Below are 26,712 nucleotides of genomic sequence, written 5' to 3' on the forward strand. Positions count from 1 at the left end.
GTGTCGAATGATGTTATGATAATGGAATGGAAAAGAACGCTCAGGGGGCAGCAAGCTTCATGGATGACTGGTTTACGGAGAGCTTCGGCGAAGATTACGTAGGATGCGGAACGGGGAAGACAACGTACGGGTACTGCTTGGGAGGCGTAACGGATGAACGGACTCGGGGATGCCATTAAGAAGCTGGATAACGGGTGGTTGCAAGTAAAAGTCCCGCTTCCTTTCTCGTTAAAATGGGTCAATGCCTACTTATTGCCCGAACGATCGGAGGACGGGAACGGTTGGACTCTTATCGATCCGGGGCTGCGGACGGAAGAGATCGAAACGTTCTGGACATACGCGCTTGAAGAACTTGGAATCGGATGGAGAGACATTCGTTCGATCGTGCTCACCCATCATCATCCCGATCATTACGGAATGGCGGGATGGTTTCAAAGACGGACGGGGGCTCCGGTCTGGATGTCGCGGGTAGCAAAAGAAAACGCGGCTCGGTTGTGGGGAGAAGGCGAGACGTTCTCCAGTGAGTTGACCCAAGCGTTCATCCGCCACGGGTTGGCGGAAGAGCTGATCGGCGATATGAGGGAGCATATGAGCGGTTTCGTTGCCAAAGTATCGCCTCAACCGATGGATGTTCGGTTTCTGCAAGTTGGGGATACGCATCGAATGGGCGGAATCGAATGGGACATTCTCGGCGGGGAAGGACATGCTCCGGGACACTTATTGTTCTACGAGGGTAAGGGAGGGAAACTCCTATGCGGCGATCAGGTGCTCCCCCGCATTACCCCGAATATCGGATGGATGCCGAACGGGGATCCCGATCCGCTGGGTTCGTTCATGGACAGCTTGCGATTGCTGTTGCCGGTTGAAGTCGCGATGGTTTACCCGGGACATCGGGACCCGTTCCCGGAGTATCGCGAACGGATCGGCGAACTGCTGGAACATCACGAGCGGCGTCTGGCGAAAATGGCAGGTATGTTAAAGGGCGGGGAAAAGACGGCATTCGAAATGTGCGAGCTGTTATTCGGCGAGAAGTTACGGAGCAACACGCACAATTTGCGGTTCGCGTTGGCAGAGACGATCGCGCATCTCGAGTATATGGCCAAACGGGGCATGGCATTACGGATCGAGGGCGCGGCGGATTCAGAAGGCAAGATCGCGTCGATTCGTTATCAAGAAGCGGACAATATCGGATAAATTCCGTCAGCCGGACAAAAAAGCCGAACTAGTTGCCCAAAAGCAACTAATTCGGCTTTTTTGTTTCTATCTTTACTCCCGCGACGCTTCCCGGGCAACTTCCTCGGCAGCCGCTTCGCGTTCCGCTTGTTTGCGGTGCGCGATACGGCTAGATGCCGCGGCGGCGATCGCACCTACGATATCGTCAAGAAACGTGTGGATTTCTCCGCTGTTTTTATCGTTCAGCTTCTTCAATACGCCGGGCTTCAACTTATCCACGTACCCGAAGTTCGTAAATCCAATGCTGCCGTATACGTTCACGATGCTAAGCGCCAATATTTCGTCACAGCCGTAGAGGCCCTCATCGTAAGCAATCATATCCTGCAAGGGCGGCAGAAGCTTGCCTTCCTCCGCGAGCAGGTCGAGTTGGATGCCGGTGAGGACGGCGTTCTGGACCTCCCGTTTGGATAACACGGATTCTACGTTCACGACGCATTCCGCAAGCGTAAGTTCAGGAAAATAGTCTTTCTGCAGCAGCATGACTAGCTGTCCGATCTGTTCCTTGGTAACTCCGCGTTTCGTTAACCATTCTTCCGTCGCTTTCGCGACATCTTTGCTGTTTAGCCGGTACATGTTCGGTTGAGACATGAACGACACCTCTTTCCGAAGCCATTATGGCCTCCGTCATGAACTTGATCGGGACAAACATACATAATTGTCCCAAGGGCCCGTATACATAGTACTACAATTAGAGCGGCGGAGAAACGGCGGCCGTCTCATATAATTCTCATAGTTCTCATATCTAGGGAGGATAAGTACATGGAAATCAGGTCTTATCGGGGAAAATGGTTCAAGAAATGGCCGGCGTTGCTACTATTGTTACCCTTGCTATCCGCCTGTAGCCAAACTCCGGTCGCGAACAAGGATGTATCGGCCAGCATCGACCCGCCGCCGTCCGACATCGAACAAGCTATGCTGAACGGGACCTCTACCAGAACGTTATCGCAGAACGACGACGTAGTCACGGTTTACTTGCTGGATAGCAACGGTTATTTGGCGCCGATGTCTCTCAAGCTGGACGCGGATTCGAAATCTTCCGAATCTCCCGTTCAGAAGGCGATCGCTTGGATGACCGTCAACAAACAACTCGCCGATCAACTCCCGCCCGGGTTTCAAGCCGTGCTGCCCGCAGGGACGAAGCTTAACAAAGTTACCGAGAACAAAGCCCAGCAGACGATTTCCGTCGACTTCGCGGCTCCGTTACCGGGAATCGAAGCTTCGCAAGAACGGAAAGTCATCGAAGCGCTCGTATGGACGCTTACCGAACTTCCGGGAATCAATAAGGCTCGGTTATCCGTAGGAGGCAAACCGATTCGGTCGCTGCCTGCCTCGGGCTTGCCGGTGGATACGGTGCTTACTCGCGGTCTGGGAATTAACGTGGAAGCCGCGGCGAACGTCGAGATTAACCGCTCCATGGGCGTTACGCTTTACTTCTCGGCGCAATCCAAGGATGGAGAAGGTTATTTCGTCCCCGTTACCCGTCTCGTCAACCGCCAAGTCGATCCGTCAAAGGCAGCCTTGGAGCAATTGATAGCCGGTCCGAAACCGTCGAGCGCCTTAAAGGCCGTGCTGACCTCCGATATGACGATCGAAAAGCTCGGGAATATGGCGGACACCGTTCAAGTATCGCTTAAATCCGACGATTGGATGCCGGAGTCACCCGTTCCTTCCGAGATGATGGAAGCTCTCGTGCTTACGCTTACCGAAGCATCGGGCAAACCCCAAGTCCAGGTCGCCATGAACGGCAACGATTCGCTGGTCGATTCGGCTAACCGGACTTACGATCATCCGGTCACCCGTCCCGCAATCGTGAACGCGTTGAGTAGGTAGCCTTTATTCCACAAGCCCGGTTTCCTCGATGACGATCCGGCTCTTCACATGAAATTTAATGGTGGGATAAGCGCTTTTCCAGCGCTCCCACATCTTATGATCTCCGAAATAAGTGGACAGGTAATGCAACCCGAAGCCGTAGGGATCGACTCCGGCATCGCGGATCTTATAGAGCAGAGTTTCAACCTGATCGTTGAATGCCTTTTCAATCTTTTGTTCGATTACCCTATTGTTGCCGTTCAGGAATTTCGAAGGACTTTCCTCCAACATGCCGGTTGCGCGTAATCGCAAAGTGATTTCGGGGATTTCCCCCTTGCTATAATCGATATGGGTTCTTACGCTGGATAGGGCAAGGACGATCGGAACGTTCTCGATAGGGACGGAAATGATGGATTTTCTGAACTTTTTCGCCGAAATGTTGAATAGCTGCGTCTCTGTCGCATTCAGGCAAAGGCGCAGCTTTTGTTTGTCGAGGAAAGCGACCTTATCGATCTGGTAGGAATTTTTGTCTTTATCGACACGAACGACGGGCAAAAAACCATCCGTTCCGGTTTCCGCCAATCTTCGTGTCCAATCGAACAAATACTCCGTCAAGATGAAGGAAGATTCCGTGCCTTCGCTTCCGAACGATAAGATTAGAGAGTTGCCGGGGTAACGTTCCGATTGCGGCTTGAGCTGCAGTACATCGGTAGCATTCGGTTCCGCCATCCCTACGTATGCGACCATCTGAATATCGCGCCTGCGAAGAAACCAATTCGTGGATTCCCGCACGCCGTTTTCCAACGTCTCCTTTCCGAATAAGATAACCCTGCAATGTCCGAAGTCGAGTTCCTTGTCCACGAGCGATTTAATCCGTCTAATGGCTTCGGCGATCGTGGGCGCTTCGAGCGATTCGAGCTCGGTTTTCGCTTCGCCGCTCTCTATCTTCGAGGATGGAATGGCCAATCTCAGCGTAACCTTGATCAAGTCTTTCCGAGTACCCGGATCTATGCCCATCGCCACTACGAAAAACCTTTTGTCGATATCCTTGAAGCCGCAGCCTCCGAGGATTAGCGTTACCGAAGCAAGCAAGAAGAAGACTCCGATTATTTTTCTTTTCGATATCATGCCTTCTCCTCCCGTATAACGCCGCTACGAATCCGAGCTTGCCGATTTCGGGACGGTTTGTTTGTTCTGCTGCTTCGGTCGTAATTTCAAAAGAAGAATCAAGCTGAATACGACTACCGCCAATAGATCCGCGGAGAACCGCGCATAAAGCCAAATATGGCTCGTCCACTCGTTGCGACTATCGTCCGCCCAGAAGGCATACAACAAAGTAAGTCCGCCGAAGGAGGCGTTAATCCACCAGTTGGAAGCGGGAACGGGGTATTGCTCGGTTTTCGGCCGATGCTTGGGATGGCAAGACTTCAGGAATTCCGCCGCCGAATGCCACGTATTCATGGCGAACATGAGCGTCAGGGCGGTAAAAAGCAACAAGAAAACGTAGAGAACGCGTTGAATGAACCCGTATTCCATGATCATCGAATCCGCGGTTATGCTCCAAATGTAAACATATTGCCCTACGCCTACTGTGCCGTGAAATCCGATCGGAACAAAAAAGGAAATGAGCATGATCAACGTGCAAAACACCGGAATGATCCAACGAAAACGGATTTTCGTGTCCGCGGGAACCAAGCGGTTGAATACGGCAAGCGTGTTAAAGCCCGCGAAGACGAACATAGCCGCCGCTAGCGATAGGAACGAAGGCATCGTTTTGACGTAACCCGCGGTAATACGTATCGCGTCCCAGCTCAACCATTTACTGAAAATCGCCTTCATGATTAACGCGAGAATTAGGGGAGCGCAGGCGAACAAGACGATTTCCTGGGCGAATTGGACGGTTCGGGTGCATCGGGTGCCGCCCCAGATGGCCGCCGCGATCATAAGGCTCGAGAAGAGGTAGGGATTCATGTCGGGATTGAAAAATTGTTGAATGGTCCTCGAGTAAGAATATATTACGAGCATCCCGCCGCTGAACCATAGAACCGTCGTCAGTAGAATTAGCGTCAAAGCAAGCGTTCTTGGCAAATACGTATTTAGAATTTCCGGCAGGCCCATCTCCGGAAATTTCAAATAGAGACTGATCGTTACATAGGCCAACGCCGTCCCTAGGAAGATCGAAATGACGATGGCAGGCACCGCGCCGTGAAACCGATTTTGAATAAGCGTATACGGAACGAACAGCATGATATTGATCAGCCCGACGTAGATTACGTGGTAGTAGAAATAACGAACCATTCTCGCTCAACTCTTCCTTTGCGCACTTTGCGGTTTCTGGTCATTCTGCCCCCCATAGAACGCGAGATAAGGCTCCCCGAAGCTGCGGAGATGGCAAAGATAGACGATTAAAGCGAAGAATAATACGGCGATGCCGCTTACCCCGTAGATCATGGAGATAAGGATGAACCAATATTTCATGAGCCGAATGGCTTGGCTGAAAGTATGGTTCGGAATGACGTAATTGGATATGGCCACTACGGAGGTAACGATAATCATGATGCTGCTGACGAGACCCGCTTGTTGGGCGGCTTGCCCTAAGATGAGACCGCCGACCGTCGTCGCGGCCGAACCGACGGACTTCGGAAGCCGAATGCTCGCTTCGATGAGCGCCTCGATCATGAACAGCATGATGAACACCTCGATAAACGAGGGATAAGGAACGCCCGCGCGACTTCCGTCTATCGTAAAGGCGAGTTGAATTCGGAAGATTTCCGGATTGTAGGATACGATGCCGATATAGGCCGCCGGCAGCACAATGGTTAGTAAGACGGCCACATAACGCATGACGATAAGAAAGCGGCTAATCCAGAACGACTCGTAGTCGTCGTCCATCGCATGCATGAAATCGAACAAACGGACGGGAAGAAGCAGAGCGAACCGGCTGCCGTTGATTAGTACGGCGACCTTGCCCCGGCTAAGCATGACGGCGACTTTGTCGGGACGTTCCGACTGCAAGAGGGTCGGGAAAAAGAGATGATTTTTGTCGGTTAACTCTTTGATCAGTTGGCCCGTTGACTGAAGCAGCTCTATGTTAACTTTATCAAGCCTTTTGCGCAGCAATTCCAGAACGCTCGGATTGACGAGCTTACGATCGTAAACGACGAAAATCGCGGTTCGGGACAAGCTCCCCTTCTCGTAGGGTTCGACCGACAAGGTCGGAACGTTGTATCTTTTGCGAAGTAAGTACGCATTCAATTCGAGATCCTCGGTAAAGGCGGATTGGGGGCCTTGAAGCGAAGATTCGAGCTGCGTCTCGTCCGGCTGCGTGTAAAGCGTGCGATCGGATTTGAAGGAATAGCATGTCTCCTCGAGTTTAATCAAGGCGTAACCCTTAAGCAGCAAATTCGGCCACTCGTCCGGATTGTCCGCTCGTTCGTATTTCGGATTGGAATGGAGCATTCTTCTGAACTCGTCCGGGTCGAACCGATAAGAGTAAGGGATTAGTATGCCGTCCTTGATTCTTTCGTCGCACATGGCGGGGAAGTAGGCGATCTCCATCGGCCAGTAACCGTTATCGAGGGTTTCCGTAAACAAATCCGTCGACTCGTCGAAGAGTTGCTTAATCTGCTCGAGCATGATTTTTCCCCTCCGTCGTTATTTTCCATCATCTGTATAATGCCCCAGCCTTTCCGGATCATACGCCGAACGCGATGATCGGACGGGATGTGTTGTTGGGTGCTTTTGCGGGCAACCTTTGGTAAAATAGGAGGGATTGAGTATCTGGGAGGTAAATAAATGAGATCCGATGGCAGACAACCTCGCGACTTGCGGAAGTTCGCGGTCACGCTTCATCCGAATAAATACGCCGAAGGCTCCGTTCTGATCGAAGCGGGCAACACGAAAGTGCTGTGCACGGCTTCCGTGGAAGAACGGGTTCCTCCGTTTCTTAAGGGGCAAGGAAAGGGCTGGGTAACGGCGGAGTATTCCATGCTGCCTCGCGCGACGCACACCCGCAATCAACGCGAGTCCGCCAAGGGCAAGCTGACCGGCCGTACAATGGAAATCCAACGCTTGATCGGACGCGCGCTTCGTTCGGTCGTCAACCTACACGCGCTGGGCGAAAGAACGATCACGTTGGACTGTGACGTCCTCCAAGCGGACGGTGGTACCCGGACTACGTCGATTACGGGCGCATATATCGCGTTAGCTCTTGCGATTCACAAGCTGTCGGGAACGAACGCGTTCGAGAAATATCCGTTGACGGATTATCTCGCCTCGATCAGCGTGGGAGTCATTCAAGACAAACCGGTCGTCGATCTGAATTACGAGGAAGACTCCAAGGCGAAGGTCGACATGAACGTAGTCATGACGGGCGCGGGAGCTTTCGTCGAGGTACAAGGTACCGGAGAAGAAGCGCCGTTCTCGAGGGCGGAGCTAGATCAGATGCTGTCGCTTGCCGAAGAAGCCATTCAACAGCTCGTTCAAATGCAGAAGGATACGCTCGGAGCGGCTGGCGAACGGATCGGCGGAGGTAAAGCATGATCAAGTCCGGAGATACGATACTGCTGGCGACGCGAAACCGCGGCAAATCCAAGGAATTTCGCGAAGCATTCGGCAAACTTGGCATATTGGTGAAAGACTTGCACGACATCGAAGGAATCCCGGACATCGAAGAAACCGGAGAGACGTTCGCCGACAATGCTTTCTTGAAGGCGAAGGCCGTCGCGGACATCGTCGGTTTCGCCGTGCTGGCGGACGATTCCGGCTTGTGCGTCGACGAACTGAATGGAGCGCCCGGCGTCTATTCCGCGCGTTATGCGGGAGAAGAAGCTAACGACGCGAACAATAACGCTAAACTGCTAAGGGAACTGAAGCGGTTGGAAGACGCGGGGGAATTAAAAGGTCAAGCCGACGTTACGCAGCTCAGCGCGGCCAGATTCATGTGCGCGCTCGTCCTGTACGATCCCGCGGATGAAAGCAAGCTGCAAGCGGAGGGATCGGTCGAAGGGCAAATCCTTCGCGAAGCGAAGGGGGAAGGCGGCTTCGGTTACGATCCGCTCTTCTGGTTGCCGGAGCGCGGCAAGAGCATGGCCGAGTTGGCGCCGGAAGAGAAAAACGCCATCAGCCATCGAGGGAACGCTCTTCGCAAGCTGCTGACTCTGATCGGCGAATAACGACGAAAGTAAATAAGAGACTATTCCGCAGGTCGATCAGACCCGTTGGAATAGTCTCTTCGTTCGTAGTAAAGAACTTACAATACGAGCTTCACTTCGTACTCTCTCAGCCAGAAGTCCATTTGAAGCAAATAGGCGAACAACTGCGGTCCGGACATGAGTTGGCCGAACCAAGGGAGATGGGAATTAGCATCCGTCGTCGCGGCGAGATCCCTGATCCTGTTCTCGTTGATCAGCGGAAGCAGCGGGCAAGACGGATCGTTCAACCTTTCCAGCAATCGAGTGCGTACCGCGGTCAAATAATTCGGGTTATGAGTTTTCGGGTAAGGACTTTTTTTGCGATACAGTACGTCGTCCGGCAGAACGCCTTCCAACGATTTTCTCAGAATGCCCTTCTCCCGAGTGCCCGCGGCTTTGATCTCCCAAGGAATATTCCATACGTATTCGACGAGCCTATGATCGCAGAACGGAACGCGCACTTCCAGACCGACGGCCATGCTCATCCGGTCTTTGCGATCGAGCAAAGTCGGCATGAACCGGGTAATGTTCAAATACGACATTCTCCGCATCCTTCTGTGGGTTTCATCTTCCCCTGGAAGATGGGGGACTTCCGCTACGGCTTGAGCATAGCGGTCTGCCAAGTATTCCTGAGGTTTTAGCTTTTCTTTCAGTTCCGGCGACAACACGCTCGAGCGCAAACCGGTCGTGAGCGACCAAGGGAACGTCTCGGCCTTCAATGCTTCCTCGCGGTGAAACCAAGGGTAACCGCCGAAGATTTCATCGGCCGCTTCCCCGGAAATCGCGACGGTCGCTTCCTTCTTGATCTCCCGGCAGAACAAATACAATGAAGCGTCGATATCCGCCATGCCCGGGGTATCCTTGGCCAGCACGGCGGCTTCGAGCGCTTGGAATAGCTCCGGCGTATCGAACTGAACCGAATGATGGACCGTCGACAAATAATCGGTCATTCGCTTGATCCAAGGAGCATCCGAATTCGGCTGAAAATCGTGAGCTTGGAAATGTTTATCGTTATCCACGTAGTCGACGGAGAACGTATGCACGTCGCCTTGCCCCGTGCGCTTGTAATATTCGACAGCCAGCGCGGTAAGAGCGCTGGAATCGAGTCCTCCGGACAGCAACGTGCAGATCGGAACGTCCGATACGAGCTGCCTTTCGACCGTGTCCGCGAGCAATTCGCGAACTTTCTCGGCCGTTCCCGCGACATCTTCCGCGTGCTCGGCGCTTTCGAGCCGCCAATAAGCGGACGTTTTCATTCCGTTCCTGTCGTATTGGAGGAAATGGCCCGGCTTCAATTCGTTGAAATTCCGCCAAACGCCATGTCCGGGCGTTCTGGCCGGCCCGATGACGAACAGCTCCGCCAGCCCTTCGGCGTCGATCTCCGCCGGAACATCGGGATGCGCGAGAATCGATTTGGGCTCGGAGCCGAATAGGAATCTGCCTTCCTCGCGGCGATAAAATAGCGGTTTGACTCCAAGGCGGTCGCGAGCCATGAATAGCTTTTCTTCGGCGGTCTGCCATATGGCAAAGGCGAAAATGCCGTTCAGCTTATCGAGACAATTCGGTCCCCATTCCACATAAGCAAGCAGCAGAACTTCCGTATCGCAAGTCGTCCGGAAACGATAACCGAGAGACTCGAGCTCCTTGCGAAGCTCGGGAGCATTGTACAGCTCTCCGTTATACACGAGCACGCAATCGTGAATATCCGATCCTTTGGCGGGTCGCACCATCGGCTGCGCGCCGTTTGCGGGATCCATGACCGATAACCGGCGATGTCCGAAGGCGCAATGGCGGGACAGCCACGTACCCGTCGCGTCCGGTCCCCGTAACTCGAGCGTCTCCGTCATTTTCTCGATCGCGTTGGCCTTCGTCGTTAAGTCGCTGTTCCAATCAATCCATCCGGTAATGCCACACATGTACCTCCACCCTCCTCTCCCTAAAAACGATCATAAGATGGATATGCGAAAAAAGGCATAAAATGTATGTCCGACGGGAGAAAATATATCATGACAAACGGCGCGCCGCCGGGAAAAGAGGTACGTGATCGATGGAACATAACGATAGGGAAGACTCGAATAGGAAAACTTATTACGTCGCGGTAGGGGCCAGGCAAGTATTGGAGGACCGCGAGGCGGCCGCTTTCGAGTTCGCCATCCAAGCCAACGACGACGAAGTGCATCAGTTGCAAGAGTTGTTCGAGGAAATTCAGGATTCGGACGAGGACAACGCTTTTCACTTCAGCGGCAATCCGATGGTTAGCGACGATCCGGAGGACGAGACGTTTATCGCGCTGCTTCAAGACATTTACGGAATGTTATACCGTTTAGGGACTCCAGAGACAAAGAAGCACATCGAGGACATGAACATTCTGCAATGATCTTGCGAGGGGGGGTGAAAGGAAACCTATGGCCGATAAATTCAAGAAAAACAAAGGCAATCAAATCGCCAAGAAGGGCGAAGAGTACGTGGAGGAGACGTTGAAGAACAACACCTTCCATCCCGCGCAGAACAGTCCCGCGCAGCCTCATAACCGCTAAGTGAATGTCCGGCCTAACCCAAGCCGCCCTCCCGATCTCCCGGGAGAGGCGGCTTATTCAGTTGGGGAGTCGCAGGTATCGTTTATGCCTTCAAAGCAACCAATATAGCCCCTCCGGCAATCATCGCGACGCCGAGCGCGTTCACCCACGAGATTTTCTCCCCGAGGAAGAAATAGGCCAGCACGACGGCCAAGACGACGCTGAGCTTGTCGATCGGTCCGACCTGTGCGACTTTGCCGCCTTTCAGCGCGAGAAAATAAAACAGCCATGAAGCCGCGCCCGATGCGCCGCTTAGCAAAATAAAGGACATCGCCTTCTTCTGGGCGACGATTTCCCCGAGCTGATGGAATTTCCCTTGTACGGCGACGACGCCTAACAAGAACAACGCCATTATGACCGCTCTGATCGCCGTAGCGGAGTTGGCGTCGATGTCCTTCAGCCCGATTTTGCCGAATATCGCGACCAATGCCGCCGTTGCCGCGGACAAAAGCGCGTAGATTAGCCATGCTCCCATAGACGAACCTCCTGATTGTCGATATCTTGTTATTCGATAATAAGTATCGGGTTATCCCGTTTTATTGTTGAGCCACGGCAGCCGCAAGCCGAATTTTTTCGATTCGCATTTCGTCTTGCCTTCCTTCGCGAAAGCGAGGGTCGCGTTCACTTCGCCCCCGAGCAATACGATTATCGAGCTCAAGTAGAGCCAGACGAGCAATACGATAATGCCTCCGATACTTCCGTAAGTTTTCGTGTAATTGGCGAAATGGTTGACGTAGAAAGCGAATGCCAAGGATGAGATAATCCAGCCTATCGTCGTGAATAACGTTCCGGGTACGACGGCGCTCCAATTCAATCGGCGGTTGGGTGCGTGACGATACAGGAGCATGAACACGCCCAGCATGGCGACAAGGGGGATGGCTAACTTGACGAACCCCCATGTCCACGGGAAAGCGGAGGGATAATCGAGCCGGCGAAAAAGCCATTCGCCTACGATCCTTCCGAATACGAGCATCAGCATGCTGATAAGAATGACGATCGCCAGCACGATCGTCGCGACGACGGATAAACCCCGTACCTTCCAGAAAGGTCTCGTTTCCTCTTCGTCGTAGGCTTTGTTGAGACCTTTAATAATGGCGTTCATCCCATTGGAAGCCGCCCATATCGTGGCCAGCATGCCGATCGACAGCAAGGTGCCGTTCTCGTTCGCCGTCACTTCATCGACGATCGAGCGTACGGCATCGGCGGTATCGGACGGCAGAACGCGCGACAATTCGCCCATTAAGTCTTCCGTGGTCAGATGAGCGAATCCGACGATGCTGACGACGAAAATTAGGAAAGGGAAAAAGGCGAGAATCAAGTAATAGGTTAGCTGGGCGGCCAAGGCAGGCAGGTCGTCTTCTTGGAAACGGGATATCATGCAGCGAACGAACTCGGTCGTCCGGTTCTTGTTATTCATGGCGAAGCCTCCTTCGAATCGGGCTTAAGTTTTAGGTTCTATTACCCGCCGGATCGCTTTCTTTAAGCATGTCCACTTCACAGCATATGTGAGATAATGAACGGAATGCTTATTTAGGGAAAGGAACGGTGACGATGTGACAACGACGATAAAATGGGGAATCGCGGGTCCGGGAATGATCTCGAGACAGTTCGCGAAGGATCTTGTCCACGCGGAAGGCGCGCATTTGGCGGCGGTTGCGGGAAGGAGCTTGGAGAAAGCCGAGAGCTTCGCGAGCGAGTTCGGCATAGCGAAAGCTTACGGAAGCTTGGAGGAGCTGGCCCAGGATCCGGATATCGATATCGTATACGTCGGAACGTTGCATCCGGCTCACAGGGACAACGCCATGATTTTCTTGCGCGCCGGCAAAGCGGTATTGTGCGAGAAACCTTTTACGATAAACGCAGGGGAAGCCGAAGAGTTGATTTCCTACGCGCGTGAAAATCAAATCTTTCTCATGGAAGCGATGTGGACGAGATACTTGCCGGCGATTGCGCAAGTCAGGCAATGGTTGGCCGAAGGACGGATCGGAGAAGTTCGTATGGTCAAGGCGGATTTCGGCTTCGATTTCGAATGGCAAGCGGGAAGCCGGCTGCTCGATCCGAATCTGGGGGGAGGCGCGTTGTTGGACGTCGGCATCTATCCCTTGTCGTTCGTTTCCATGGTATTCGGAGAACAACCTGCCAGGGTTCACAGCAACGTTAGGATCGGAGCTACGGGCGTGGACGAACAGTTCTCCTTGCTTCTGGAATACGAAGGCGGGAAAACGGCCTCGTTGAACGGGGCGGTGCAATTGGCTATGCCTAACGAAGCTTATATTCTCGGGACGAAAGGTCAAATCCATATCCCGGAATTTTTCGCGGCGCGAACGGCGACCCTTCGCGTGGCGGGCGAAGAGCCGATCGTCTACGAGGATAGCCGTTCCGGTAGCGGGTATGCGTTCGAAGCTGTGGAGGCGATGGCGTGCTTGCGCGAAGGGCGAACGGAGAGCCTGACGATGCCGCTTGACGAGACGCTTGAGATCATGCGGACGTTGGACGGCATTCGCTGGCAATGGAATTTGCGATATCCTTTCGAGTCGTAACAACGAAAAGAGGCATTCCCGACAAGGCCGCAAGCGACCTGAACGGGAATGCCTCTTATTTAGGTAGAAGCCAGCTTTTTGATCATATGCCTGAAAGGCTTGCGGTTGATCGTAATTTCTTTGTCCGCTTCGTAACCTAGTTTCCGGTAAAGCCGGTGTGCGCCTTCGTTTCCGTGCTCAACGTTAAGCGCGATTTTGTCGTGGCCAAGCGAGAGGGAACGGATTTCCGCGGCCGCGATCAATTGCTTGGCGATTCCTCGGCCTTGATAGGCGGGATCGACGGCAAGAGCATCGATATAATACTCGTCTTCATCCGCTTCCTTATCGATTCGCGTTAATTCGCTCCCTCCGCCGATTTCTTCGAGGTGCCTGATAATGGGCTCGTTAAGCTTATCCGCGTCCTTGCCGTGGTAGCATAGAATCATTCCGACGGGTTTGCCGTCAAGCTCCTCGACGAGGATGCAGGAATTGCTGAAGCGATTGCCTTCCGATCCGATGAACTCCTCGAGACGACCCAAAGCGTCTGCATCGTTATTCGCGCCCGTTAACTGATAAGCGATGTTGCCGATTGCGAGCAATACGAGCTTGGAAATGGAGGCCGCTTGTCGAGGCGAGGCCGATTTGATCGTCATCTGTATCTCTCCTATACGAAAACCCGCCCGCCGGCAACAGGCCGGCGGGCGGGGATGATGGATTTAGAAATGGCGTCCCAGGAGGGATTCGAACCCCCGACCGACGCCTTAGAAGGGCGTTGCTCTATCCAGCTGAGCTACTGAGACACGCAAAAAGTATCTTACCACAATCGTTTTTGTTCCGCAAGGATAATTCTTCTAGCTAAAAAATTCTTTTTTCGCTGCATGAACGAAAAAACGCATCTTCCGCGAACGCGGCTAGCACGTCCGGCGGATGATGCGTTTGAGATTTCATAATGGAGCGGGTGATGGGAATAAATTGTCGATGAGATTCATAATGGAGCGGGTGATGGGAATCGAACCCACGCCTCAAGCTTGGGAAGCTGGCATTCTGCCATTGAACTACACCCGCATAGTATGTAGTACAATAATAATAGCATGATTTTCTTGCGGAACGCAATGAAACCGGCCGCACGTGTCGCAGCCTGTTTTTTATTTTGCATGCCGTTCATGATATAATGCGATGGACTGAACTTGCCGCATGGGGCTGGTGACAATAAGCGATGGAGAACGGAACGCCAGAGCATAACCGGTAAATTTGGAGGGGGTCACCCCGTGACTGACGGAACGAAAGACAATTTGGTTTTATTTCCGAAAACCTTGGATTATTATCAAATCCAGCTAACGAGAATGTTGGAGACGGAGCGGTACGGAGACGCTAAAGTTTTGCTTGCATTCCTGCTGCAGTGCCGAGGAGAGGCGGAGAAGCACCATACGGAGTGGCAGGCATTGCTGGGATGGCTCGACGCGGCGTTTCCCGAAGCGGTCAGCGGGTCGATCGACGGCACGATTTCCTTCGGCGGAGACGAGGAAGAGGATGAGGACGAGAACAGCTTGATTCAAAGCAGGTTGGCCGAACGTCAGCAATCCGATGCCGAATATATCCCGCAATTATTAGCTTCTCTATATAATGGGGACGATCCGGAGCAGCAACTGTTGGTGCTAGCCCAACTGATGCATGTATCGCACCCGGATATCGAGCTGTCGCTGCGTCAGTGGCTCGCGAGGAAGGAATACATACCTCCGGTGCAATTCCGGGCTTTGCAAGCTTTGAAGAAACAAGGGGCAACGGGTCCCGTTTCCTTCTGGAGGGACGGCGAGAGCTTAACGGTGGAAGCGGCGGATACTCCGCTCGTTTTCGGGGAGTACCCCCAAGGCATTCACCAGGCGCTCGACCGGGTCCGGAGCGCGGCCGAGGTTTCCGATCCGACGCTGAGCTATTTCGCCGAGGAGATGTGGAAGGAATGCGTGGAGATCGCTTACGGAACGACGATCTACAAGGGCATGATCGACGATGACGATAGCGCCGCCGATATTTGGGGAGCGGCGTTGCATCAGCTGCTCATGGAAAAATTGCACGGCCAACATGGCGATGACTGGATTCGGGAACAATACGGAATAACGGGCGAATTGCGCTTTCGGTACGAGCAAGCACTTCGTTGGTTACGCCAATATTCGATCGATCCGCGCCAAGCGCCCTAGCGCAGGAAGTTCTGCCTTGAATGGCGCGCGATGTTGTTCTATAATAGAGTGGTTTATGTGAGCGGCCGCAGAAAGCGGCAAGATGTTACGGAGGGGAAAGCATAAAATGACAGCAAACTGGGAAAAGATAGAGAAGAACGTAGGGGTTCTTGAGGTTGAAGTGGATGCGGAGCAAGTTACCATCGCATTGGACAAGGCATTCCGCAAAGTCGTACAGAAAGTAAACGTACCGGGCTTCCGCAAAGGCAAAGTGCCGCGCGGCATTTTCGAAGCTCGCTTCGGAGTCGAAAGCCTATACCAAGACGCCATCGATATTTTGCTTCCTGAAGCCTATACGAAAGCGATCGACGAAAAAGGCATCGAACCGATCGATCGTCCCGAAGTGGACGTCGAGCAATTCGCCAAAGGCCAATCTTTCAAATTCAAAGCCAAAGTAACCGTTAAGCCGGAAGTGAAGCTTGGCGATTACAAGGGCTTGGTCGTTCCTGCCGAGAACGCGGAAGTATCCGACGAAGAAGTCGCCGCCGAATTGGAGCGCCTGCAACAGCGTCACGCGGAGCTCGTCGTCGTTGACGAAGGACCTGCTCAACTTGGCGATCACACTTCGATCGATTTCGAAGGTTTCTTGGACGGCGTGCCGTTCGAAGGCGGCAAAGGCGAGAACTATGCGCTTGAGCTCGGCTCCGGATCGTTCATTCCGGGCTTCGAGGAGCAAGTCGTCGGCTTGAACATCGCCGAGGAGAAAGACATCGATGTCACTTTCCCGGAAAATTACCAAGCGGAGAACCTCGCTGGCAAAGCGGTCGTGTTCAAAGTGAAGCTGCATGAAATCAAACGCAAAAACTTGCCTGCCCTTGACGACGAGTTCGCCAAAGACGTCAGCGAGTTCGACACTTTGGACGAATACAAAGCCGATCTGTCCGCTAAGCTGCAAGAACGCAAAGCGAAGGACGCGGAAATCGCTCGCGAAACGGCGATCGTCGATAAAGCTACCGAAGCCGCCGAAGTCGAAGTTCCTCAAGTGCTGGTCGATACCGAAATCGATCACATGCTGAAGGATTTCGAAAGCCGCCTGCGCCAACAAGGCATGACTTTGGATCTGTACTATCAGTTCAGCGGTCAAGATGCCGCCGCTCTGAAAGCGCAAATGCAAGGCGACGCCGAGAAACGCGTTCGCAACAACCTCGTTCTCGAAGCAATCGCGAAAGCGGAAAACCTCGAAGTATCCGAAGCGGAAGTCGATGAAGAGCTGGATAACCTGTCCAAGCTGTACAACCGTCCCGCGCAAGAACTTCGCGATATTTTCGCGGCAAACGGCTACCTGGAGAACATGGGCGCGGATCTGAAAGTTCGCAAAGCGGTCAAATTCCTGGTCGACAACAGCAAAGCAGAATAATACGGGCTTTACCGAACACATAGTCAAGGCACGCTTAACCTGCGTGCCTTATTTTTCACCCTACATACATATTCGACGGGCTTCCGACGGTTTGTTCGTCCGACCGGGCCTCGTCAACATGACATTCCGTTTTGAACGTGTTAAACTAATACCGAGATTTCAAGTCCAATGAGAAAAGGGGTTGGTAACATGTTGGTACCTATGGTCGTCGAGCAAACGAATCGCGGAGAGCGGTCGTACGACATCTATTCTAGGCTCTTAAAGGACCGGATTATTTTTCTCGGAAGCGCGATTGACGACGATGTCGCCAATCTCATTATCGCTCAACTGCTGTTCTTGGCAGCGGAAGATCCTGAGAAGGATATCCACCTTTACATTAACTCCCCTGGCGGCTCCGTAACGGCCGGCATGGGAATCTTCGATACGATGCAATTCATCAAGCCGGACGTCTCCACGATTTGCGTCGGAATGGCCGCCAGCATGGGCTCTTTGTTGCTCACGGCGGGAGCTCCAGGCAAGCGCTTCGCGCTTCCGAACAGCGAGATCATGATCCACCAGCCGCTCGGCGGAGTTCGCGGCCAGGCATCCGATATTAAGATTCACGCGGATTGGATCGTCAAGACGAAGCAGAAGCTTAATCAGATCTACGTCGATCGTACCGGTCAGCCTTATGAGAAAATCGAGCGGGATACCGATCGGGATAATTTCATGAGCGCGGAAGACGCGGTGCAATACGGCTTGGTCGACAGGGTCATTACGGCTCCGTTGGCGACCGACGGCAAATAAGTCACTAAGATCCAAGGGCGCATGCCCGGAAATTCCGTCCTAGGACGATGAAGCGGTTGATTAAGGAGGGTTTACATGTTTAAATTCAGCGACGAAAAAGGTCAATTAAAATGCTCGTTCTGCGGCAAATCGCAGGATCAGGTTCGTAAGTTGGTAGCCGGACCCGGCGTCTATATATGCGATGAGTGCATCGAATTGTGTACCGAGATCGTGGAAGAGGAGCTCGGACACGAAGAAGAGCTCGATCTGAAGGATATTCCCAAACCGAAGGATATCCGCAACATTCTCGATCAGTACGTAATCGGCCAAGAGCAAGCGAAGAAATCGTTGTCCGTAGCCGTATACAACCACTACAAACGCATCAATTCCCAAGCCAAGATCGAAGACGTCGAGCTCCAGAAGAGCAACATCATGCTCGTCGGACCGACCGGTTCGGGTAAAACGCTGCTAGCCCAAACGATGGCCAAAATTCTGAACGTTCCGTTCGCGATCGCGGATGCCACTTCCTTGACGGAAGCCGGATACGTGGGCGAAGACGTCGAGAATATTTTGCTGAAGCTGATCCAAGCCGCCGATTATGACGTGGAGAAAGCGGAACGCGGTATTATCTATATCGATGAAATCGATAAAGTAGCGCGCAAATCCGAGAATCCGTCGATTACTCGCGACGTTTCCGGCGAAGGCGTTCAACAAGCGTTACTCAAAATTCTCGAAGGAACGGTAGCTTCCGTACCTCCGCAAGGCGGACGCAAGCATCCTCATCAAGAATTCATCCAGATCGACACGACGAATATTTTGTTCATCTGCGGAGGCGCGTTCGATGGCCTCGAGCAGTTGATCAAACGCCGTATCGGCAAGAAAGTCATCGGATTCAGTTCCGTTCTGGAAGGTCAGAAGGATATGAAGCCGGGCGAGTACTTGTCCCTTGCGCAACCGGAAGATTTGCTGAAATTCGGATTGATTCCGGAGTTCGTCGGCCGTCTGCCGGTCATCTCGACGCTCGAACCGCTTGATGAGCCTGCTTTGGTCCGTATTTTGTCGGAACCGAAAAATGCCCTTATCAAGCAGTATCAGAAGCTGCTCGAGATGGATAACGTGAAGCTTGAGTTCGATGGCGGCGCGCTCGAAGAAATCGCGCGCGAAGCAATCAAGCGGAACACGGGAGCGCGGGGATTGCGTGCGATCATCGAGGGCGTCATGCTCGACGTGATGTACGAAGTCCCGTCCCGCGACGATGTCGTGACTTGTCTCGTGACCGAGAAGGTCATCAAAGACAAGAGCGCGCCCGAGCTTACGACGAAAAAGGGCAAGAAAAAAGAAGAGAGCGCGTAACGGGAGCAGGACGAAAGCCGCCAGATGGCCTTTCGGCCGCGCGGAGTTCGCCTAGATTGCCGGTTCCACCCCGCCCATGTGCGGGGTGGACTTTGGCGTATACAGGGGAGAAAACATTATGTACAAACGTACCGATACCGTAGCCGTGAAGGTCGGGGAGTTAACGATCGGCGGCAATAACCAAGTCATCTTGCAAAGCATGTGCACGACGAAGACGGCGGATGTCGAAGCTACCGTAGCCGAGATCAAGCGGTTGGAGGAAGCGGGCTGCCAGCTCGTTCGCGTGACCGTTAACAATAAAGAAGCGGCCGAAGCGATCAAAGAAATCAAGCGTCGGATCAGCATCCCGCTCGTCGCGGATATCCATTTCGATTACCGGCTTGCCTTGCTAGCCATCGAGAACGGAATCGACAAGGTCCGGATCAATCCGGGCAACATCGGCCGCAGGGAGAAAGTAGAAGCCGTCGTTAAAGCGTGCAAGGAACGCGGAATCCCGATTCGTATCGGCGTTAACGCGGGCTCCCTGGAAAACCATTTGCTGGAGAAGTACGGATACCCTACGGCCGACGCGATGGTAGAGAGCGCTTTGTTCCATATCGGCATTCTCGAAGAACTCGATTTTCACGATATTATCGTTTCTCTTAAAGCATCCGACGTTCCGATGGCTATCGAAGCCTACACGAAAGCGGCCGAAGTGATCCGTTATCCGTTGCATCTCGGCATTACCGAAGCGGGAACTTTGTTCTCCGGAACGATCAAGAGCTCCGCGGGTCTCGGGGTGCTTCTCAACCATGGAATCGGCAATACGATGAGAATCTCGTTAAGCGCGGATCCGGTAGAAGAGATCAAAGCGGCTCGCGAACTATTGAAAGTATTCGGGTTGATTACGGATGCGCCGACGCTGATCTCTTGTCCGACTTGCGGCAGGCTGGATATCGATTTGTTCGCGGTAGCGAACGAGGTGGAGGAATATTTGTCGAAACTGAAAGTGCCGATTAAAGTATCCGTCCTCGGTTGCGCGGTTAACGGTCCGGGCGAAGCGCGGGAAGCCGACATCGGCATCGCAGGCGCGCGGGGAGAAGGGATGTTGTTCCGTTACGGCGAGATGATTCGCAAAGTGCCGGAAGCCGACCTCGTCAGCGAGCTGAAAAAAGAAATCGACCAGATCGTAGCGTCCTATTCGGAGACCGGCGTTATTCCGGGGCGCAAACATGGATAAGCTTAAGAAAATAACGTTTGCCGTCCTTGGCGCGGGAGCGCTCGTGCTCGCCGGTTGCGCTGCCAAGGAGAACAAGCAAGCGGATAGCCATATTAGTCACGCGGCGAACGGGGACATTAGGGAGATTACCGCTTCGGCGGATAAACTCCCTTCTTTCCTCGCGAAGCAACCGACTGCCGTCCAAGTCGCTTATCAAGTGGCGGGCAAGTTAGGGGGCACGTTACAGTGGATTCCTTGTTATTGCGGCTGCGGTGAAAGCGCCGGACATGAAAGCAATTTGAATTGCTTTATTCATGAGACGCGAGAAGACGGCTCGATTGAATGGGACGATCATGGCACGAGATGCAACGTTTGCCTTCAGATCGCCATGGAAACCGCCCAATTGAAAGAACAAGGCAAGTCGAACTTGGAGATCAGACAATATATCGACAGCAAATACAGCAAGGGTTACGCCGCTCCGACGGACACTCCGATGCCTCTGAGCTAATCGGAACGAAATGCGGGATGATGAATAATGGTTCGTACAGGCGACGCGAGAGAGTTCTCGCTCGATAAGCAAACGATTCAAGAGTTATGCGGACCGGCTTCTTTCATGAGAGGCGAAGCGTATTTGCGCGCGGGTCAAGTCGTGTCCGTGAAGAAGGAACCCGGCGAATCCGGTTACCGGGCAGTCGTCAAAGGCACCAACGGTAATCGTTACGGCGTGGAAATCGCAAGCCATAATTCCGGCGAGATCGCGGCTTCCTGCGAATGCTCGGCCTATGCGCCGCTCGCGTATTGCAAACATATCGCAGCCGTGCTATTGAAGCTCTCCGACGATGCGGAGGGGCAGGAGTCGGATGAGGATGAGGCCATAACCGAGAAGGACGCCCATCTGACGAAGCAGGTTATTTTTCTATACGACCGCGTCTTGTCCAGGCAGGCGGCGAACAGCGAACCCGAGGAGTACGAGGACGATCTGATGGACGCGACGCCTCTAGAGGTGGAATATGCGTGCAAGATCATGAAGAGCTTCTCGAACAAGCCTATGTTCGCGGTTTCTTTGAAGATCGGATTATCCAGAATGTATATCGTGCAGAAGATCAAAGATTTCCTGAAGAACGTCGATTCGGGCACTTCGATGTCGTTTGCGAAGCATTTTTCGTACGACCCCTCGGAGCACGTGTTCAAGGAGCACGATGAACAGTTTATCCGGTTATTGATCGAAGCCATGCGCGCCGAGGAGCTGTACAAGGATCTGTTCCATTCCTTCTCTTCTTATTCTTACAGGGAAGAAAGGATGCTCGTCATTCCTCCGGCCATCTGGGAGAAAATAATGCCGCTGCTCGAGCGCGTGAACATCAGCTTCGAGGATAAGCATGCCGGTATTCATCGCATGGAGTTAATGGACGGGAAGCTCCCCATAGCCGCGCAGCTTAACAAAGCGGGAAGCCAAGGCTACCAGCTGGAAATCGAAGGACTTAAGCATTCGACCTTCATGGACAACTACGGGGTGGCCGTCGTAGGCGGGCTGCTCTTCAAAGCCGATCCGGAGCAATTGAAACGGATTACGGATTTGAAAAAAATGTTCCACTACGAGAAAAGCACGCGTCTGCTCATCACTTCGGATCAGATCGAGCCGTTTATCGACCGCGTCGTTCGCGGTTTAAAGCAATTCGTCAACGTGGAGATCTCGCCGCAAATCGCGGACAGGATCGTTAATCCGCCGTTGAATGCACGTCTCTATTTGGAATTCGAAGACGATAGGCTGCTTGCGCGGCTGGAATACGTATACGGGGATATCGTCATCACGCCTTTGCCGCAACGGGCGATGAAGAACGCGAGGGACGACGTCATTCTCATGCGGGATCTCGATCGGGAGAATCGCATTATGGCGTTAATCGAACGGGCTTCGTTTAAGTTCAACGGCAAAGACGTGTACTTGGACCAAGAAGACGACTTATACGATTTCTTGTACGGAATATTGCCGCAGCTAGGCGATGACGTCGAAGTGCTCGCGACGGATTCCGTCAAGACGGTCATGCGTACGGTCGCATACGAGCCGAAGGCGCGTCTGGACGTCGACGTCGGGACGAACTGGCTGGAAGTGTCCTTTGACATGGAAGGCATGGAAGAGCAGGAAATCCAGCATTTGCTTCGTAATCTTGTGGAGAAGAAAAAGTATTATCGTTTGCCTAGCGGGCAATTTTTGTCCCTGGAGCAGGAGAGCTTCCGGGAAATCAACCGGCTGTTCGACGAGCTCGACTTAAAGAAGCCGGATATGAGCGGCAACCGGATTCAGATGCCTGCCGTCAGGGGTTTTCAACTGATGGACCAATTCGGAAAGCGATCGTCCGGCATTGCGCTAGGCAAGACGCTCCGCAAGCTGTGGGATAATCTGCGGAATCCCGACAATCTGGATTTCGATATTCCTTCGGGATTGGAACCTGTGCTGAGGGATTACCAGAAGTACGGTTTTCAATGGTTAAAGACGTTGTCCCACTACCGTCTGGGCGGAATTCTCGCCGACGATATGGGCTTAGGGAAGACGATTCAGAGCATTGCCTATATCCTATCCGGCAAAAATTCGGCCGAGGAGGAGGGCGTCGAGCCTTCTCCCGTGTTAATCGTCTCGCCAGCGTCCCTGATCTACAACTGGGAGCGGGAATGCCACAAGTTCGCGCCGGAGCTTCGGACGGTCGTCGCGGCCGGAGATCGCCAAGAGCGAAGCGAGCTCATGTCCGACATGAAGGATGCGGATGTATGGATTACTTCGTATCCGCTTCTTCGCCGAGACATCGAATGGTACGAGAAGCAACAATTCCGCACGTTATTCCTGGACGAAGCGCAGGCCATCAAGAACCATGCTTCCTTGACCTCGAACGCGGTAAGGCGTCTGCGGGCGGGGCAAAGGTTCGCGCTGACGGGAACCCCGATCGAAAACTCGCTCGACGAGTTATGGTCGATCTTCGACGCGATATTCCCGGGATTATTCAGCGGGAAGAAATCTTTCTCCGAGCTGTCCCGGGACAAGGTGGCGCGCATCGTTCGGCCGTTCATTCTGCGCAGGCTGAAGAGCGAAGTCTTGAAGGAACTGCCGGATAAGATCGAGAGCGTTCAGCCGTCCGAGCTTACGACGGAACAGAAGCAGCTCTATCTAGCTTATCTGGAGAAACTTCAGTCCGACATCGTCAAGGATTTGGCCGAAGAAGGCGGGTTCCAGCGTAACCGCATGAAAATACTCGCGGGACTCACCCGTCTGAGGCAGCTGTGCTGTCATCCCGCGCTGTTCCTCGAAGGCTACGAAGGAACTTCGGGCAAGCTGGAGCAGTTGCTGGAGATTATCGAGGAATGCCAAGGAAGCAGTAAGCGAATGCTCATTTTCTCCCAATTCACTTCGATGCTGGGCATCATCCGCCAAGAGCTGGAAAGTCGCGAGCTGCCCTATTTCTATTTGGACGGCTCGACCCCGGCAGACCAACGGTTGGCGATGTGCGACGAGTTCAACGGAGGAGCGAAAGATATTTTCCTTATCTCCTTGAAGGCGGGCGGAACTGGACTTAACTTGACGGGGGCGGATACGGTCGTATTGTTCGATCTATGGTGGAATCCCGCGGTAGAGCAACAAGCGGCGGACAGGGCGCACCGCATCGGCCAGAAGAAGGTCGTTCAAGTTATCAAGCTCGTGGCTCAAGGGACGATCGAAGAGAAGATGCTGGAGCTGCAGCAACGGAAGAAGGATCTCATAGACGAAGTAATTCAATCGGGCGAGACCGCGCTTTCGACGCTGTCGGAGGACGATATTCGCGAGTTGCTGGAGATTAAACGAGGCTAATCGAAGATAGGAGAAAAAAGCTGTTCGCGACGTAAAGTCCGCGGACAGCTTTTTCTCGTTACAAGCTAAGATCGATTTGTCTCTGCTGCGGCCAATGTCGATCGCGAAGCGGCAGAATTGTTGCGAAGCAGGAAAACGGAGATGACGCCGCCGGCTAGGCAGACGACCGACGCAAGAAAAAGCGCGGATCCCATCCCGTCGATAAACGGGGATACGGCGGCATCCGCTGCACCGGTGACAGCCCCGGCGTTATGCGGTCCCGCGATCAACGAACCCGACAGGGCGACCGCAACGACCGCGCTGAGTTGGCGGAACGTGTTGGCGATGCCCGAAGCTGCTCCGGCATTCGCCGGAGGCATCGACGTCATAAGCGCGATCGTCGCCGACGTGCCGACGATCGCAACCCCGATACCTAGCAAGGCAAGAGCCCAACCATAACTAGCGTACCCGCTGTCCGCGTCGATTCCTGTCATAGCGAACAGGGCAGCGGCCGCGAGCAATGACCCGAATGGGACCAGCGTTCTCGGTGAAATACGCTGAGCTAGCGAGCTTGCAAAGCTGGAGGCGATCATAATGCTGACGGTAAGCGCCAGGAACCGCACGCCCGTATCGATCGCCGACAAACCATTCACGTTCTGCAAGTAGAGCGTGAGCAGGAAGAGGACGCCGAATAACCCGAAGAAGGCAGTGAAGTTGACTAAGCATGCCGCGAGGAATATGCGGTTGCGGAAAAGCCTTAAAGGCAGCAAAGGCGAGGGATGCCGAAGCTCCCAGGCGACGAATGCCAGTAACGATAGAGCGGACAAAGCGAATGAGCCAATAATAATCGAATCGTTCCAACCGCGCGAATTGCCTTCGATCATCCCGAACGTTAGAGCGGCAATGCAGAGAATGATCAAGCTTTGCCCAAGCCAGTCGATCGATCGGGAGCCGTCCGCGGGCGTTGCCTTCATCTTGGCGATCAAGGCCAGACTAACGATCGCCCCGATCGGAAGGTTGACCCAGAATACGCTTTGCCAGCCTTGCGCTTCGACTAGCCAACCTCCGGCGACGGGTCCCGCGGCGAGCGCGACGCCCCCGAGCGCAGCCCATATGCCGATCGCTTTCGCTCGCGCCGCCGGTTCGTCGTACATGCCGCGTATGACCGCAAGCGATACCGGGATAACGACGGAACCGAACGCGCCTTGCAGCGCGCGTCCGATGAGCAAGACGTCTATGGAAGGAGCGACCGCGCATAGGACGGAACTTAGGGTGAAGCCGATTAAGCCCGCGAGAAAGACTTTTTTATGTCCTAAGGCGTCTCCGATCGTACCGGCCGTAAGCAGTAAACAGGCGAACGCGATCGCATAGGCGTCGATGACCCATTGCAGTTCGTGCATTCCCGTGCCGAGATCCCGTTGGATGTTCGGCAAAGCGACATTGACGATCGTACCGTCCAAATAAATCATGAATACCCCGAAACACAATAAGAACAGAGAGAAACCCTTGCGTTCCCCATGCGAATTCGAAGTATCCGCTGCTTTCAAACTCATATTCATTCCATCCTTCCAACCTATCGGCGATCGGATGCGTCCATCCGTGGATTGATTGTAAAACTTGACAATACATAATGTCTAATTTATTGTTCTCATCATATAAATTAATCTTGTGCATGAGTTCAATAGGAGGCTACCGATCGCGAATGGAACTGAACCAAATGGAGTACTTTCTGACCGTCGCCCGTTCCGAGCACGTTACCCGGGCGGCGGAAGCGCTCAATATGACGCAGCCGGCGTTAAGCCATTCCTTGGCGAAATTAGAGGAGGAGCTCGGCGTTCAATTGTTCGAGCGAAGCGGGCGGAACGTTCAGTTGAATCGTTACGGCAAGCTGTTCGCAAGAAGGGTGGAGGCCGCCCTCGAGCAGATTCGGATCGGGAAACGGGAGCTCGCCGAGCTTGCGGACCCGGACACCGGACTCGTCTCCCTAGCTTATTTGAATATTCTAGGCAGCGAAGTGGTGCCTCAGCTTATCCGCGCCTTCCAGCAATCTCATCCGGGCATACGGTTCCGGTTAGAACAAGGCAATCACGAGATGATCCGCGAATCCTTGGAATCCGGAGAGAGCGATCTTGGCATGACTTGTCCGGGATCGAACGAAATCGGCCTATCGCAACTCCCCTTGTTCACGAGGCCAATGTACGCCGTCGTTCCTTCCGGACACCATCTGGATGGACGCAAGCAAGTGCATTTGGCGGAATTGGAAGGCGAACCGTTCATCGAACAAAGCTCTAACTGCGGGTTTCGGGCATCGCTGGAGCTTGCTTACCGCCGAACCGGATTCGAACCGAGCGTCAAATACCGCGCGGAAGATTTGCAGACGGTCGCCGGCTTTGTGTCAGCGGGCTTCGGGGTTGCGTTGCTGCCTGCTTCGGCCGGACTAAAACTGCCCAACATGCATTGGATAGCCATAAAGGACAAGGATTGTAAATGCGACGTCGTGCTGGTAAGGAAAGATAAACGCTATTTATCGCCCGCGGTTAAGCTCTTTCGGGATTTCGCGATCGAATACTGCAATCAGAAGGAAAAAGCGCGCCATGGTGACTAATTGTGCCGGGATTCGGGCAATACTACCAAGTAGAGCCCGGGTACCGGTTTTTTTATC

At 53.5% G+C, this 26,712-nt stretch carries 24 protein-coding genes and 2 tRNA genes; 15 read left to right on the forward strand and 11 right to left on the reverse strand.

Annotated elements, in window-relative coordinates; genetic code table 11:
* Window positions 1-153: 153 nt before the first annotated feature.
* On the forward strand, window positions 154-1,194 hold the full coding sequence (locus D7Z26_RS12565) for an MBL fold metallo-hydrolase (RefSeq protein WP_120977304.1): 1,041 nt from the start codon (window positions 154-156) through the stop codon (window positions 1,192-1,194).
* A gap of 72 nt (window positions 1,195-1,266) precedes the next feature.
* Here D7Z26_RS12565 and D7Z26_RS12570 read toward each other — a convergent pair whose 3' ends face one another.
* Window positions 1,267-1,821, reverse strand: a complete 555-nt coding sequence (locus D7Z26_RS12570) for a phosphatidylglycerophosphatase A family protein (protein ID WP_120977305.1) — start codon at window positions 1,819-1,821, stop codon at window positions 1,267-1,269.
* Between the two features lie 171 nt (window positions 1,822-1,992).
* On the opposite strand from D7Z26_RS12570, the gene D7Z26_RS12575 reads away from it, so the two are divergent.
* Window positions 1,993-3,063 carry a GerMN domain-containing protein gene (locus D7Z26_RS12575; protein ID WP_120977306.1) on the forward strand — a complete coding sequence of 357 codons (1,071 nt, stop codon included), beginning with the start codon at window positions 1,993-1,995 and terminating at the stop codon, window positions 3,061-3,063.
* Between the two features lie 3 nt (window positions 3,064-3,066).
* On the opposite strand, the gene D7Z26_RS12580 is transcribed toward D7Z26_RS12575, so the two are convergent.
* From D7Z26_RS12580 to D7Z26_RS12590, 3 genes are read right to left on the reverse strand one after another with little or no spacing between them, the layout of a single operon-like run.
* Entirely contained in the window at window positions 3,067-4,170 is a 1,104-nt protein-coding gene (locus tag D7Z26_RS12580; protein ID WP_120977307.1) for a Ger(x)C family spore germination protein, read from the reverse strand.
* Window positions 4,171-4,194: 24 nt separating this feature from the next.
* The gene (locus D7Z26_RS12585; RefSeq protein WP_120977308.1) at window positions 4,195-5,340 is read right to left on the reverse strand and encodes a hypothetical protein; all 1,146 of its coding nucleotides are present in this window, start codon (window positions 5,338-5,340) and stop codon (window positions 4,195-4,197) included.
* A 6-nt stretch (window positions 5,341-5,346) separates the two neighbouring features.
* The gene (locus D7Z26_RS12590; protein WP_120977309.1) at window positions 5,347-6,678 is read right to left on the reverse strand and encodes a spore germination protein; all 1,332 of its coding nucleotides are present in this window, start codon (window positions 6,676-6,678) and stop codon (window positions 5,347-5,349) included.
* Between the two features lie 159 nt (window positions 6,679-6,837).
* Between D7Z26_RS12590 and rph the strand changes: the two genes are divergently transcribed.
* Both rph and D7Z26_RS12600 read left to right on the forward strand, forming a co-directional pair.
* A complete protein-coding gene (gene rph / locus D7Z26_RS12595; protein WP_120977310.1) occupies window positions 6,838-7,584 on the forward strand; it encodes a ribonuclease PH in 747 nt (248 codons plus the stop codon).
* The gene (locus tag D7Z26_RS12600; RefSeq protein ID WP_120977311.1) at window positions 7,581-8,216 is read left to right on the forward strand and encodes an XTP/dITP diphosphatase; all 636 of its coding nucleotides are present in this window, start codon (window positions 7,581-7,583) and stop codon (window positions 8,214-8,216) included. The genes rph and D7Z26_RS12600 overlap by 4 nt, the downstream gene beginning before the upstream one ends.
* A 77-nt stretch (window positions 8,217-8,293) precedes the next feature.
* Here D7Z26_RS12600 and asnB read toward each other — a convergent pair whose 3' ends face one another.
* Complete coding sequence (gene asnB / locus D7Z26_RS12605; protein WP_120977312.1) at window positions 8,294-10,150, reverse strand: asparagine synthase (glutamine-hydrolyzing); 1,857 nt, start codon at window positions 10,148-10,150, stop codon at window positions 8,294-8,296.
* A 131-nt stretch (window positions 10,151-10,281) separates the two neighbouring features.
* Between asnB and D7Z26_RS12610 the strand changes: the two genes are divergently transcribed.
* Both D7Z26_RS12610 and D7Z26_RS27960 read left to right on the forward strand, forming a co-directional pair.
* On the forward strand, window positions 10,282-10,611 hold the full coding sequence (locus tag D7Z26_RS12610) for a hypothetical protein (protein WP_120977313.1): 330 nt from the start codon (window positions 10,282-10,284) through the stop codon (window positions 10,609-10,611).
* Between the two features lie 28 nt (window positions 10,612-10,639).
* A complete protein-coding gene (locus tag D7Z26_RS27960) occupies window positions 10,640-10,771 on the forward strand; it encodes a hypothetical protein (protein ID WP_267901003.1) in 132 nt (43 codons plus the stop codon).
* Between the two features lie 82 nt (window positions 10,772-10,853).
* Here the strand turns inward: D7Z26_RS27960 and D7Z26_RS12615 are convergent, their stop codons facing one another.
* Both D7Z26_RS12615 and D7Z26_RS12620 read right to left on the reverse strand, forming a co-directional pair.
* On the reverse strand, window positions 10,854-11,285 hold the full coding sequence (locus D7Z26_RS12615) for an EamA family transporter (protein WP_120977314.1): 432 nt from the start codon (window positions 11,283-11,285) through the stop codon (window positions 10,854-10,856).
* 51 nt (window positions 11,286-11,336) lie between these two features.
* Complete coding sequence (locus tag D7Z26_RS12620; protein ID WP_120977315.1) at window positions 11,337-12,227, reverse strand: YihY/virulence factor BrkB family protein; 891 nt, start codon at window positions 12,225-12,227, stop codon at window positions 11,337-11,339.
* Window positions 12,228-12,363: 136 nt separating this feature from the next.
* Between D7Z26_RS12620 and D7Z26_RS12625 the strand changes: the two genes are divergently transcribed.
* A complete protein-coding gene (locus D7Z26_RS12625; protein ID WP_120977316.1) occupies window positions 12,364-13,350 on the forward strand; it encodes a Gfo/Idh/MocA family protein in 987 nt (328 codons plus the stop codon).
* A 59-nt stretch (window positions 13,351-13,409) separates the two neighbouring features.
* On the opposite strand, the gene D7Z26_RS12630 is transcribed toward D7Z26_RS12625, so the two are convergent.
* From D7Z26_RS12630 to D7Z26_RS12640, 3 genes are all read right to left on the reverse strand, one after another.
* Window positions 13,410-13,982 (reverse strand): GNAT family N-acetyltransferase, encoded by a 573-nt coding sequence (locus D7Z26_RS12630; protein WP_120977317.1) that lies wholly within the window; start codon window positions 13,980-13,982, stop codon window positions 13,410-13,412.
* Window positions 13,983-14,052: 70 nt separating this feature from the next.
* Window positions 14,053-14,129, reverse strand: a tRNA-Arg gene (locus D7Z26_RS12635).
* Window positions 14,130-14,320: 191 nt separating this feature from the next.
* Window positions 14,321-14,394: transfer RNA gene (locus D7Z26_RS12640), tRNA-Gly, on the reverse strand.
* 203 nt (window positions 14,395-14,597) lie between these two features.
* Here D7Z26_RS12640 and D7Z26_RS12645 point away from each other — a divergent pair.
* The 7 genes from D7Z26_RS12645 to D7Z26_RS12675 all read left to right on the forward strand — a co-directional run bounded on the left by D7Z26_RS12645 (window position 14,598) and on the right by D7Z26_RS12675 (window position 24,071).
* Window positions 14,598-15,524 carry a hypothetical protein gene (locus D7Z26_RS12645; RefSeq protein ID WP_120977318.1) on the forward strand — a complete coding sequence of 309 codons (927 nt, stop codon included), beginning with the start codon at window positions 14,598-14,600 and terminating at the stop codon, window positions 15,522-15,524.
* Window positions 15,525-15,630: 106 nt separating this feature from the next.
* On the forward strand, window positions 15,631-16,920 hold the full coding sequence (gene tig, locus D7Z26_RS12650) for a trigger factor (RefSeq protein ID WP_120977319.1): 1,290 nt from the start codon (window positions 15,631-15,633) through the stop codon (window positions 16,918-16,920).
* A 189-nt stretch (window positions 16,921-17,109) separates the two neighbouring features.
* Window positions 17,110-17,706: an ATP-dependent Clp endopeptidase proteolytic subunit ClpP gene (clpP, locus tag D7Z26_RS12655; protein WP_120977320.1), complete on the forward strand. Its 597-nt coding sequence runs from the start codon at window positions 17,110-17,112 to the stop codon at window positions 17,704-17,706.
* Between the two features lie 75 nt (window positions 17,707-17,781).
* Window positions 17,782-19,038, forward strand: coding sequence for an ATP-dependent protease ATP-binding subunit ClpX (gene clpX, locus D7Z26_RS12660; RefSeq protein ID WP_120977321.1), 1,257 nt, complete (start codon window positions 17,782-17,784; stop codon window positions 19,036-19,038).
* 118 nt (window positions 19,039-19,156) lie between these two features.
* Window positions 19,157-20,257 (forward strand): flavodoxin-dependent (E)-4-hydroxy-3-methylbut-2-enyl-diphosphate synthase, encoded by a 1,101-nt coding sequence (ispG, locus tag D7Z26_RS12665; RefSeq protein ID WP_120977322.1) that lies wholly within the window; start codon window positions 19,157-19,159, stop codon window positions 20,255-20,257.
* Window positions 20,250-20,744 (forward strand): PCYCGC motif-containing (lipo)protein, encoded by a 495-nt coding sequence (locus D7Z26_RS12670; RefSeq protein ID WP_120977323.1) that lies wholly within the window; start codon window positions 20,250-20,252, stop codon window positions 20,742-20,744. The genes ispG and D7Z26_RS12670 overlap by 8 nt, the downstream gene beginning before the upstream one ends.
* Window positions 20,745-20,771: 27 nt before the next feature.
* On the forward strand, window positions 20,772-24,071 hold the full coding sequence (locus D7Z26_RS12675; RefSeq protein ID WP_120977324.1) for a DEAD/DEAH box helicase: 3,300 nt from the start codon (window positions 20,772-20,774) through the stop codon (window positions 24,069-24,071).
* A gap of 65 nt (window positions 24,072-24,136) precedes the next feature.
* Here the strand turns inward: D7Z26_RS12675 and D7Z26_RS12680 are convergent, their stop codons facing one another.
* The gene (locus D7Z26_RS12680) at window positions 24,137-25,603 is read right to left on the reverse strand and encodes a DHA2 family efflux MFS transporter permease subunit (RefSeq protein WP_158602289.1); all 1,467 of its coding nucleotides are present in this window, start codon (window positions 25,601-25,603) and stop codon (window positions 24,137-24,139) included.
* A gap of 149 nt (window positions 25,604-25,752) precedes the next feature.
* Here D7Z26_RS12680 and D7Z26_RS12685 point away from each other — a divergent pair, with 149 nt between their 5' ends.
* Window positions 25,753-26,655: a LysR family transcriptional regulator gene (locus D7Z26_RS12685; RefSeq protein WP_120977326.1), complete on the forward strand. Its 903-nt coding sequence runs from the start codon at window positions 25,753-25,755 to the stop codon at window positions 26,653-26,655.
* Window positions 26,656-26,712 lie beyond the last annotated feature (57 nt).

It is taken from the genome of Cohnella endophytica (assembly GCF_003628305.1).
GTDB lineage: Bacteria > Bacillota > Bacilli > Paenibacillales > Paenibacillaceae > Cohnella > Cohnella endophytica.

Coding starts and splice junctions, on each gene's coding strand:
- D7Z26_RS12565 (WP_120977304.1), top strand. CDS start 154: ATGAACGGACTCGGGGATGCCATTAAGAAGCTGGATAACGGGTGGTTG.
- D7Z26_RS12570 (WP_120977305.1), bottom strand. CDS start 1,821: ATGTCTCAACCGAACATGTACCGGCTAAACAGCAAAGATGTCGCGAAA.
- D7Z26_RS12575 (WP_120977306.1), top strand. CDS start 1,993: ATGGAAATCAGGTCTTATCGGGGAAAATGGTTCAAGAAATGGCCGGCG.
- D7Z26_RS12580 (WP_120977307.1), bottom strand. CDS start 4,170: ATGATATCGAAAAGAAAAATAATCGGAGTCTTCTTCTTGCTTGCTTCG.
- D7Z26_RS12585 (WP_120977308.1), bottom strand. CDS start 5,340: ATGGTTCGTTATTTCTACTACCACGTAATCTACGTCGGGCTGATCAAT.
- D7Z26_RS12590 (WP_120977309.1), bottom strand. CDS start 6,678: ATGCTCGAGCAGATTAAGCAACTCTTCGACGAGTCGACGGATTTGTTT.
- rph (WP_120977310.1), top strand. CDS start 6,838: ATGAGATCCGATGGCAGACAACCTCGCGACTTGCGGAAGTTCGCGGTC.
- D7Z26_RS12600 (WP_120977311.1), top strand. CDS start 7,581: ATGATCAAGTCCGGAGATACGATACTGCTGGCGACGCGAAACCGCGGC.
- asnB (WP_120977312.1), bottom strand. CDS start 10,150: ATGTGTGGCATTACCGGATGGATTGATTGGAACAGCGACTTAACGACG.
- D7Z26_RS12610 (WP_120977313.1), top strand. CDS start 10,282: ATGGAACATAACGATAGGGAAGACTCGAATAGGAAAACTTATTACGTC.
- D7Z26_RS27960 (WP_267901003.1), top strand. CDS start 10,640: ATGGCCGATAAATTCAAGAAAAACAAAGGCAATCAAATCGCCAAGAAG.
- D7Z26_RS12615 (WP_120977314.1), bottom strand. CDS start 11,285: ATGGGAGCATGGCTAATCTACGCGCTTTTGTCCGCGGCAACGGCGGCA.
- D7Z26_RS12620 (WP_120977315.1), bottom strand. CDS start 12,227: ATGAATAACAAGAACCGGACGACCGAGTTCGTTCGCTGCATGATATCC.
- D7Z26_RS12630 (WP_120977317.1), bottom strand. CDS start 13,982: ATGACGATCAAATCGGCCTCGCCTCGACAAGCGGCCTCCATTTCCAAG.
- tig (WP_120977319.1), top strand. CDS start 15,631: ATGACAGCAAACTGGGAAAAGATAGAGAAGAACGTAGGGGTTCTTGAG.
- clpP (WP_120977320.1), top strand. CDS start 17,110: ATGTTGGTACCTATGGTCGTCGAGCAAACGAATCGCGGAGAGCGGTCG.
- clpX (WP_120977321.1), top strand. CDS start 17,782: ATGTTTAAATTCAGCGACGAAAAAGGTCAATTAAAATGCTCGTTCTGC.
- ispG (WP_120977322.1), top strand. CDS start 19,157: ATGTACAAACGTACCGATACCGTAGCCGTGAAGGTCGGGGAGTTAACG.
- D7Z26_RS12670 (WP_120977323.1), top strand. CDS start 20,250: ATGGATAAGCTTAAGAAAATAACGTTTGCCGTCCTTGGCGCGGGAGCG.
- D7Z26_RS12675 (WP_120977324.1), top strand. CDS start 20,772: ATGGTTCGTACAGGCGACGCGAGAGAGTTCTCGCTCGATAAGCAAACG.
- D7Z26_RS12680 (WP_158602289.1), bottom strand. CDS start 25,603: ATGAGTTTGAAAGCAGCGGATACTTCGAATTCGCATGGGGAACGCAAG.
- D7Z26_RS12685 (WP_120977326.1), top strand. CDS start 25,753: ATGGAACTGAACCAAATGGAGTACTTTCTGACCGTCGCCCGTTCCGAG.